This is a genomic window from Streptomyces chiangmaiensis (assembly GCF_036281785.1).
Lineage (GTDB): Bacteria > Actinomycetota > Actinomycetes > Streptomycetales > Streptomycetaceae > Streptomyces > Streptomyces chiangmaiensis.
Genome location: NZ_JAYWVC010000278.1, coordinates 1 through 8,750 on the forward strand (window position 1 = coordinate 1; position 8,750 = coordinate 8,750).

The following is an 8,750-nucleotide window of genomic DNA, read 5'->3' on the forward strand; positions in this document are numbered from 1 at the left end:
CCGAACGGCTTGCCCCGCACCAAAGTCAGCGCCTTCTCCAAGTCGTTCAGGCCGGACGGGCCCAGCGGCAGCGCGCGTTCGACGAGCTGCAGGAAACGGGTCCAGTCGCAGCGCACGCCGACAGCGAGCCGGTAGGGGTCCTCACCCGCCTTGCGGCGCGGCACGTAGAGGTTGCCGGACGAATCGCTGCCCAGACAGCTGCGCAGGCCCTGCATCCGCGCGTTGAGGGTGCTCGTCGACCACGGGCTGACGGGATCCATGTCGGCACACAAGACATCCGCACTCCGCCCCGGCCGGAAGTACAACAGAGCGGCCAACTGCGCCATCCGCGGGCCGTGGCCGGTGCTGTCCACGCCTGTCACCTCAACCGGCCCCAGGACCCGGATCTGTGGGGCGTGCAGGTCCTGCGCCTCGCACTCTTCCCCCACCGTAGGCTCCTCGACGGCGGCCCCCGGGTCGTCCTCCTTCGCGGCCTCGGCCGCGTCGGTGGAGTCCGCATCAGCCGGGGGCGCCGGCGCCGAAGGCACCGCTGCTTCGGCACCCGGGCCGGTTTCGTCGTCGAGCCCGGCCGACGATGCGGCGGGGGAGAGGAGTCGAAGCCCAGACGGATCGGTGCTGGCGGCGAGCAGAGCCGGGAAGACCTCGCTGCTCACCTGCGTTGCCGCCGCCGGCGACGGGATCGAGACGGCGGTTGCGGGCGCGACGGACTCCTCCGGCGATGCCTGCTCGGGCTGCTGCATGCTGTCGAGCTCGTCCGGGACGTCCTGCCATGGCCCCTCGGCCGGGTGGGACGGCTGCCCGGACACCTTCAACGCGGTGGTGATCTGAAGGTAGGCGGAGTGTTCCAGGCGCTGCACCGTGATGTCGGTGCCAGCGTAGTCGAGGGTTTGAGGCTCGCTGAGGGAGGCGTTGAGGATCTCCGCCTCGGGGAAGCGAGCGGCCGCCGGGCTCGCCGGGGCGATCAGCGTGACGGGCACTGCCCCCGCCCGGTCGATGACGTCGGCGAATTGCCAGGCCGTGTCCTCGTCCAGCAAGGACGCGCACAGCAGCAGATACGGCTGGTGCTGGGTTTCGGGCATCTGGTGTGCTTCCAGCAGGCGTTCGCTCAGATCGCGCAGCGCGTGCGCGGCCTGGCGCATGTGGGCGATCCGCGCGGTGGGCAGCAGTTGCGGCAGATCCTCGCCGAACCCCACGGTGACGACCTCGGCTTCGGCCGCCCACGGGCTCATCCCGAGTTCCAGGGCGAGTGAGGTGCACACTTCGGTGATGTGGACCGGGTTGCCGTCCAGCAGCAGCGCGGGCAGCCCGGCGAGGTTGAGCAGCAGCAGGTCGCCCGCCTCGGTGTGGCCGATCGTGACCAGCCCCGGGTACGGCGCCGGCACCTCGCGGGCGGCCTCGTCGTCCAGGAGGGCGGCGTCAGCGGGCAGGACCCACCAGCCGCCCCGCCCGGCTGTGAAGGGCGCCACCGGTTCCTGGGCGAGGTCCTCGGGCAGCACCTGAACCGCACGGGGCCCGATGCGGGCGGCCCGCAGCGGCGGCAGGAACGCGTGGTCCTCCTCCCGTTGGGCCACGTGGTGGGCCAGGGTACGCAGCGCCACATCCAGACGGGCAGCACCGCCGGGCTCGGCGGCCGCCGCCAACTGGGCCTCCGCGGCGGACGTCTCGGACGCGATGGCGATCTTCTCGCCGGGCTTGCGGCGTCGGCGCTGCAGCGTCCTGCGCAGGGCGAGGGCGCCGGTGATGGCGGCGGCGAGCAGTGCGCCGGCGCCGAGCACGATGCGCAGGTTCAGCGGGTTGCTGGCCGGGGCCGTCGCTGGGGTCTTGGGCGTGGGGGTGGCGGGGGAGGAGGCAGCGGAGCCGGGCGGCTCGGCCGACGCCGACGGGGAGGCGGCAGAAGCCGAGGCGCTGGCGCTGGGCTCGGGCGTCGCGGACGTCGCTGCGGACGGAGCGGACTGATCCTGCCCGGGTTGCTCGGCCGGGCGACTGAGCGGTGCGCTGGGCGCCGACGACTGCGGTGCAGGCGCCTGGGTCTGGCTGGGCGCTGGTGCTGGTGCATCCCCCGTGCTGTCGCCCGGCCTCTGCGTGCCGTCGGGGTTCTGGGTGGCCGGGCCAGTGGCCTCCTTGCTGCCCGACTCCTTACCCTGGTCGCGGTCTCGGGGCGGCTGGTCGGTCTGGGCACCGGGAACGGTGACCTGCTGCCCCGCGTAGATGACGTCGGGGTCGGTGATCTCAGGCAGGCCGTGCGGCTGCGGCTTGCCCCGGCTGGCCTCGAACAGCTGTGGCCATGCGTCGCCGTCGCCGAGCTCTTCCTCTGCGATCTTCGACAGGTAGTCGCCCGAGTGGACCGTGACGATGTGACCACCCTTCTCGTTGGCAGCAGGGGTGCTGTCACCCAGCTGCGTACGGATGCCTCCCGCGGCCGTGGCGGTCTCGGGCATCTGAAGCTGCCAGCCGGGTTGCAGAAAGCTGTTCGCGCGAAAGACCGTGCCGTCGACCATGGTGTGGCCCTCGTTCAGGTCGGCGATCTCCCGCCACCGCTCGCCGTCCCCCAACTCGCGCTCGGCGATGCCCCACAGGCTCTCTGCGGGTCGCGTCTCGCGCACCGTGTATGTCGTGCGGGACGCCGGTGTATTCGCGGCGGGCGTTTGAGCCTGCTCGGTCTCGGTGGCCTGCGGCGTTTGGGCCTGCCCGGGGATGCGGGCCGCCGTGGTGGCCGGGGCGGCCTGGGCGTCGGAGGCCAGCGCCGAGCTGGTGGGCAGCAGCACCAGGATGCTGCCGATCAGCAGGCCTGCGGCGCGCTGCGAGGCACCCATCCCGCGCGGGGCATGCCAGGTACGGCCTCGCACCTGCGCGATCAGCTCGCGTACGGCACAGACCGTGAACTGCGCCCATCCGATCCATCCCACCGCAACGAGCAACAGCAGAAATGCCCCTCCCGTGTCCCGCCGGTCCAGCAGGTGGGTGAGGTCGTCGTGGGTGGCAGCCCAGATGACCGGGGTTGCCCAGGCCAGCAGCAGCGGCAGCCCGGCGACTGCGGCGGCCAGGACGAGCAAGCTCAGTACGGCCTTGAGGACACGTGCCAGGGTGCGGTCGGCCGCTGCAGCGGGGGAGCGGGTGGTGGTGCGCATCAGTTTCCTTCGGGAGCGGTGACACCATGCAGGAGGGTGGCCTTGCCATGGCCGGTCACCGGCAACGCGCCGATCCCGACCACCGACAGGAACTTCGTGTCGTACGCGCCGGTGACCGTGACGTTCAGGGTCTTGCCGTCCCCGGACACGCTGACTGTGCCGGTGGCGCCGGCGGAGCGCAGGTAGGCCTGCGCGGCGGCGGCCGCCGCCTGCGGATCGACCACGATCGCGGTGCCGGTGATGGCGTCGGCGGGGTCGATGGCCTGTCCGCCTGCCCGGGCGGCCTCGCCGGCGACGTAATCGGCGCGCTCGGTGGCGCGCATCTTGCTGCCGCCGTCCACGGCGAGACCGATGATGCCGATCAGCGCGAAGACGCACACGGCGACGAACACGGTGACGCCTCCCCGATCGTCGCACCGTGTCCGCAGGATTCGACGCACGATCATCAGTCCCCCCGCTGCCTGTACTGGTCCACCACCGAGGTCGCCGTCGATTTGAGCGTCTTAGCACCCGGCACGCCCGGAAGTAGGAGGTCGGACAGATTGACTGTGCAGGTCACGGTCACTGTGACCGTGCCGACTTGCCCCACCGGCACACTGAGACCGCCGGCGTTGATGTTCACGGTGGTCGACGCGCACGTGATGCCCTGGTCGTTAAGGGAGTCGGCCGCCGCCGACCGCGCGGCACTCTGGGCGGCGGCCGCCGTGCGGTGGATGGACGCTTCCCGCGCTGCGTCCTCGGCCGCAGAGTCGATCTTCGCGCCGGAGGTGACGATCCTGCCCCCGGCGATCGCCATGCACAAGAACATGACCAGCGACGGGAGAATGATGGCCGCCTCGATCGCGGCACTGCCCGCATCGCTACGAAGCCTGCGAGTCCAACCGGCCACGAATCGCACGTCATTCACTCCCCCCAGGCGTCCAGCGCTCCACGGGGCCGGACGCCGACTGGCTGACCTGCAGGCCCGACACACCGGGGATCATCGACAGGGCCGTGCCGGATACCTGGACCCGTACGCGCTGCCCGTTACTGCTGACGGAGACGCTGTAGCCACGCAGACTGTCACCCGCGGTGCGCCCCAGCACCTCCCGCGCCTGCGTCGCACCGGCGGCCGGACTCGACTGGTAGGCGCGGGCAACCGTGAGACCTTCACGGGCAGCGGTCAGCGCGATCTGCCGGGCGTAGTACCACATGGAGGCCTGGATGACGGCCACCGTGGCGAGCAGCACAAACGGGAAGACGATCGCCATCTGGATCGAGGTGTCCCCACGGTCGTCCCGCCACCGTTGCCCATGCCACCAGTCCTTCAGCCGCTCGGGACGACCCATCACAGCCCGTTCAGCTTGCCGTTGTACTTGGAGATCACGACGGCGATGGTCCCTGCGATCAGGACAGCACCGGTGACAGCGGCCACCCAGATGATGACGGTCGTGGTGGAGATGTCACCGCGGTCCGGCCGGCGGGCGGCCTCCTCAAGACCCTCCTGCACTCGCGTGGTCAGCCGCAGGACCGCACGATTCGCATACGCCCAGGTCCGCGCGCCCCGGCCGCCACGCCCCGCTCCGCGGGACGCGCCGTACTGGCCGGTGTGCAGGTGCGTTGCGGGACGCACAGTACGGCGGGTGCGAGCTGCAGTGTGCTTCATGTTCCCTTGCCTCTCTTAAGCGTTGAACAGGGCGGTGATCTTTAGACGGTCAGCATGCGGATCACGGCGGGGAACGCCATCAGCAGCATCACCAAGATCGCCAAGAGGGCGCCCGGAGCGGTCATCTTCTCGCTGGCCGCGTTCGCCTCCGCGGCCTGATCGGCCAGCAGTTCCGCATTCAGCGCCGCGGTGCGGGCCCGCAGTGCCTTGTAGACGGCGGCGCCGTCGGTGGCTGAGCCGCGCATGATGTCGGCGACGTCGGTAAGGACGGGCAGGTCGTACTCGGCGGACAGTTCCGCGAGGGCCTGATAGGGCGGGATCTTCTCCAGCCGGGCGCGCCGCAGGGCGCTTTGCAGGTAGAGGAAGGGCCAGCCCTCGCCGACCTCGGCGGCTTTCTCCAGGGCCTCGGCGGGGCCGGCGTCGGCGGCCCGCTTGAGCGCGACCAGGTCGAGGTAGGCGGACAGGGCGTGAGCGAACTCCTCACGTGCCCGCTTGGCCTGGTCCCGCACGGCGAGATCGGGCGTGACGAACAGCAGGGCCGCGACGAGAAGCCCGACGCCACCGGGCACGTAGAAGGGCAGGCCCACGCCCGCGATGATCCACGGGATCGTTGCGATGACCGGGCACAGCAGCCCCAGCGCGGCGAGCGCGGTCTTCTTGAGTATGAACTCGCCGGGCCCCTGCCCGAGCAGGGCCAGGTTGGTGGTGGGGATCGTCACGCCCGGAAGTCGCTCGAGGCGGGTCAGCAGCCACCGGCCCCACATCTCCTCCCGGTCCAGTTCCGGCTCGGGCATCGTCAAGGCAGCCGGGGCACTGCGCTTCAGGGCCGGCCCCAATGCAGGCTGTGGCTGCAGGAGTTCCCGGATCAGCAGCGCGAGGCCGGCGCCGATCGTGCTGCCGGACACCACAACGGGGAGCAGGTTCACGAGACGGCTCCTTCCGGCTCCCGGGCGGCAGCCGGCAGCACCGGCTCCCGGCTGGGCGCTGGCAGTCGAACAGTGCTGGTCGGGTCGCTGACCAGGAAGCGCGGGATACGCCGGAACAGGCCGAGCTGGCGCATCAGGGCGAGCACGCCGATGAACCCCGCTGCAAGAAATGCGAGAACCAGCTGCCCCAGGAGGGTGGCGTAGGGCTTGGTGTAGGAGGGCACGAAGAAGCCGGCCACCACGACACCCACGGTGATGATGGTCATCCATCGCACGGTGGTGCGGGGCTTCGCCCGGTCCGCCTCGATGGCGCGCTTCTTGGCGACTTCCTCGCGGACGGTGCTCGACAGTTCCTCCAGTGCCTGGGCCAGGCCCGGGCCGCGGTCGCCCGCGGACAGGATGAGCGCGGCGACCACCTTGTCCGAGGTGACATCGTCCAGTTCATCGGCGAACGCGCGGAGCGCTCTCTCCGGCCGCCACCCAAGGCGCAGCCGGTCGGACAGGTTGATGATCTGCGGGGCGAGTTCGTCCGGCGCCCCCTGACGGCTGGTGATCATCGCCTGTTCCAGGCCCATGCCCAGCCGCAGCAGGCCGGCCAGCCGCTGGGTCCACTCGCTTAAGCCCTCCAGCTGACCGATGCGTTCCTGCGCCATCTGCGCCGGGGTGATCAGCCAGGGCACGCCGATGACGGCCGTACCCAGCAGTGCCCCGCCGACGAAGTTCCCCGAGACCAGCCACACCGCCGCGAAGACGACGACGGCTGCGACCATGAGGGTCCAACGCCGCATCCGGACGTCCTCGGTTTGGTGCTTCCCGCCGCGCAGGGCTGCCTGCCAGCGCTGGCGTAGCGGGGCCCGGCGGGGCGCCGTGGTGCCCACGAGACCCGCGACAACACCGATCAGTCCGCCGGCGACGGCCATGCCGCTGAGCAGCCCGAAAAGCCAAATCATCGGCTCACCTCCACCTTCAGCGGCAGCGGCGTGGGCCAGGCCCCGTAGGGATGTTGCAGCAGGGCCGAGTCGAAGCCGACGCGGCGCAGGTCGTCGATGCAGGCAGGGTCCATCCTCGGCACTGCCCGCAGCTCCCCAAACTCGCTGCCGGGGGAGAAGACCGAGTTGGTGGCGGGCCGGCCGTTCTCTCCGATCCCGGTCAGTTCCAGGACGTGGGAGACGTAGCGGTGGCGGCGGCCACCGATCTGCGTTTCGTCCGTCATGTCGACGTACACGATGAAGTCCAGACCGTTGGCGGTCTGCCGGTAGGCGAGCTGCTCGGAGAGGTTCTCCTGGGCGAGCGCGTACAACTCGGCGATCCGGTCGAAGACGATGTCCGGGCGCCGCGCGTGGATGGTGCACAGGTTTCCGCCCGAGCCGTTGGTCAACGCCTGCATCATGGCGACGACTTCGGGGCCTCGGACCTCGCCGACCACGATCCGCTCCAGCGACATCCGCAGCGCCGGATGCATCAGGTCCAGGAGCGTGACCTCACCGGCGCCGCGCCCGGTGACGTCCTTCTCCCCGTTGGACTCGCGCCCCACCAGGGACACGACCTGCTTGTGGTAGCCGCCTGTGTGGGCGAACAGCTCATCCTCGGTCTGGATGGTGGCGAAGCGGCACTCCGGGTCGAACTCCTTCAGCATCGCCCGCATCAGCGTGGTCTTCCCCGCCTTCTGCTTCCCCGCGATCATGATGTTCTTCTCGGCGCGCACGCACGCCCCGAGGAACTCACGCAGGATCGGGTCGATCGTGCCCAGCCGTACCAGGTCGTCGAGATCGCAGTGGGATACCCGGTGCCGGCGAATGACCGCATACGTCATCGGGCCGAGCCCGGTGATGGCCTGAAGACGGGAGCCGTCCTGCAGGGACAGGGCGAGGGTCGGGTTCGCGGTGGAGATGGTGCGCTCGCTGTGCCCAGATCCCCGGGCCAACTCCCGCAGCAACTCCAGCAGTTCCTCCTCGGACTCCGCGATCGGGCCCACCCGGCGACGCTGACCGTCGCCGTAGTCCAGCCACACCTCGTGCGGGCCCTGAATGATGATGTCCTCGACCCGCTCGTCGTCCAGATACGGCTGCAACCGGCCGGCCCGGAACAACAGGTCATACACAGCGCGTCGCAGCGCCTCGTCTTCCTGCGGCGTCATCGCCTGAGCGTCCGACCACAGCGCGACAGCCTCGGCGATCCAGTTCAGGCAGCGCTGCTCCTCGCTGGCCCGGTCCATGCCGGGCTTGGTCTTGAGCAGTTCCTCGCGCTGCTTGGCGACCTGGGACGCGATCTCCCGGGCCACCCGGTAGTCGACGGTGATCTGCGGAACCGCCGCACCGAGCAGTTGTGTACCCGAGGCAGCACCGGCAGGTGAAGGTGCGCCGTTGACCTTATGCGCCCGCTCCTGCGGCACCGGGGCCACCGTGGGGTCCGGGTGCAGGGGCCTAGCGTGCATGGGTCACCTCCCCGCCCGCCATGCCCAAGCCGCGTGGATCAAGGCGAGCCCTACGCACGGCGACCCGCTGGAGAAGCAGCGTGCCGCTCGTGCGGGCGGCCTTCATCAGCGGCGACTTGGTGAACCGGCGGGACTGCTCGGCTCCGTCGGACAGCACACGGGCATCGTCCGGCGCGTACGGCAAAGTGGCGATCACCGGCACCTGTAGGACGCGCTGCACCTCACCTGCGGGATACGGGCCCTCATTGATCAGCAGCACGCTGACGTCGCCGACACGCTCTTCCAGTGCACGCACCCGGCCCTCTGCGGCCTGCAGGCAGCGCAGGGTGTTGCGCACCACCACGAAGACGGCGTCGGCCTGCTCGGCCAGAACCCCGGAAGGCCCGAAGGCCCCTCGACGGCCAAGGTCGATCAGCACATCGTGGCCGCTCTCGGTCTCGATGCCGCGGAACATCTGCGCGAGGACCTTCCAAACCGAGCCCAGGCTCGCCGCCTGCGCGGGGTCGGTGATGCCCGGCAGCAGCAGCCGGTCACGCGGCGACTCCCGCGTGCCGTCCTCACTGCTCAGGTCGATCAGCTGCCGCCAGAATGCCTCACTGAACTCACCTTTGCGGGCA

General features: G+C 70.4%; 9 protein-coding genes. All 9 read right to left on the bottom strand.

The annotated features are described in order from the left end of the window. A partial coding sequence (locus VXC91_RS39665; RefSeq protein ID WP_329512214.1) for a LysM peptidoglycan-binding domain-containing protein occupies window positions 1-3,128 on the bottom strand: 3,128 nt, incomplete at its 3' end. Further along, complete coding sequence (locus tag VXC91_RS39670) at window positions 3,128-3,574, bottom strand: TadE/TadG family type IV pilus assembly protein (protein WP_329512215.1); 447 nt, start codon at window positions 3,572-3,574, stop codon at window positions 3,128-3,130. The genes VXC91_RS39670 and VXC91_RS39665, both read right to left, overlap by 1 nt. Further along, window positions 3,574-4,017 (bottom strand): TadE/TadG family type IV pilus assembly protein, encoded by a 444-nt coding sequence (locus VXC91_RS39675; protein WP_329512216.1) that lies wholly within the window; start codon window positions 4,015-4,017, stop codon window positions 3,574-3,576. The genes VXC91_RS39670 and VXC91_RS39675 overlap by 1 nt, the downstream gene beginning before the upstream one ends. 10 nt (window positions 4,018-4,027) lie before the next feature. After that, complete coding sequence (locus VXC91_RS39680; protein WP_329512217.1) at window positions 4,028-4,456, bottom strand: TadE/TadG family type IV pilus assembly protein; 429 nt, start codon at window positions 4,454-4,456, stop codon at window positions 4,028-4,030. Beyond that, window positions 4,456-4,773, bottom strand: coding sequence for a hypothetical protein (locus VXC91_RS39685; protein WP_329512218.1), 318 nt, complete (start codon window positions 4,771-4,773; stop codon window positions 4,456-4,458). The genes VXC91_RS39680 and VXC91_RS39685 overlap by 1 nt, the downstream gene beginning before the upstream one ends. Window positions 4,774-4,814: 41 nt before the next feature. Further along, the gene (locus VXC91_RS39690; RefSeq protein ID WP_329512219.1) at window positions 4,815-5,699 is read right to left on the bottom strand and encodes a type II secretion system F family protein; all 885 of its coding nucleotides are present in this window, start codon (window positions 5,697-5,699) and stop codon (window positions 4,815-4,817) included. Continuing rightward, window positions 5,696-6,649 carry a type II secretion system F family protein gene (locus VXC91_RS39695; protein WP_329512220.1) on the bottom strand — a complete coding sequence of 318 codons (954 nt, stop codon included), beginning with the start codon at window positions 6,647-6,649 and terminating at the stop codon, window positions 5,696-5,698. The genes VXC91_RS39690 and VXC91_RS39695 overlap by 4 nt, the downstream gene beginning before the upstream one ends. After that, window positions 6,646-8,133, bottom strand: a complete 1,488-nt coding sequence (locus tag VXC91_RS39700) for a CpaF family protein (protein WP_329512221.1) — start codon at window positions 8,131-8,133, stop codon at window positions 6,646-6,648. The genes VXC91_RS39695 and VXC91_RS39700 overlap by 4 nt, the downstream gene beginning before the upstream one ends. Next, on the bottom strand, window positions 8,123-8,750 hold a 628-nt coding region (locus VXC91_RS39705), incomplete at its 5' end, for a hypothetical protein (protein WP_329512222.1). The genes VXC91_RS39700 and VXC91_RS39705, both read right to left, overlap by 11 nt.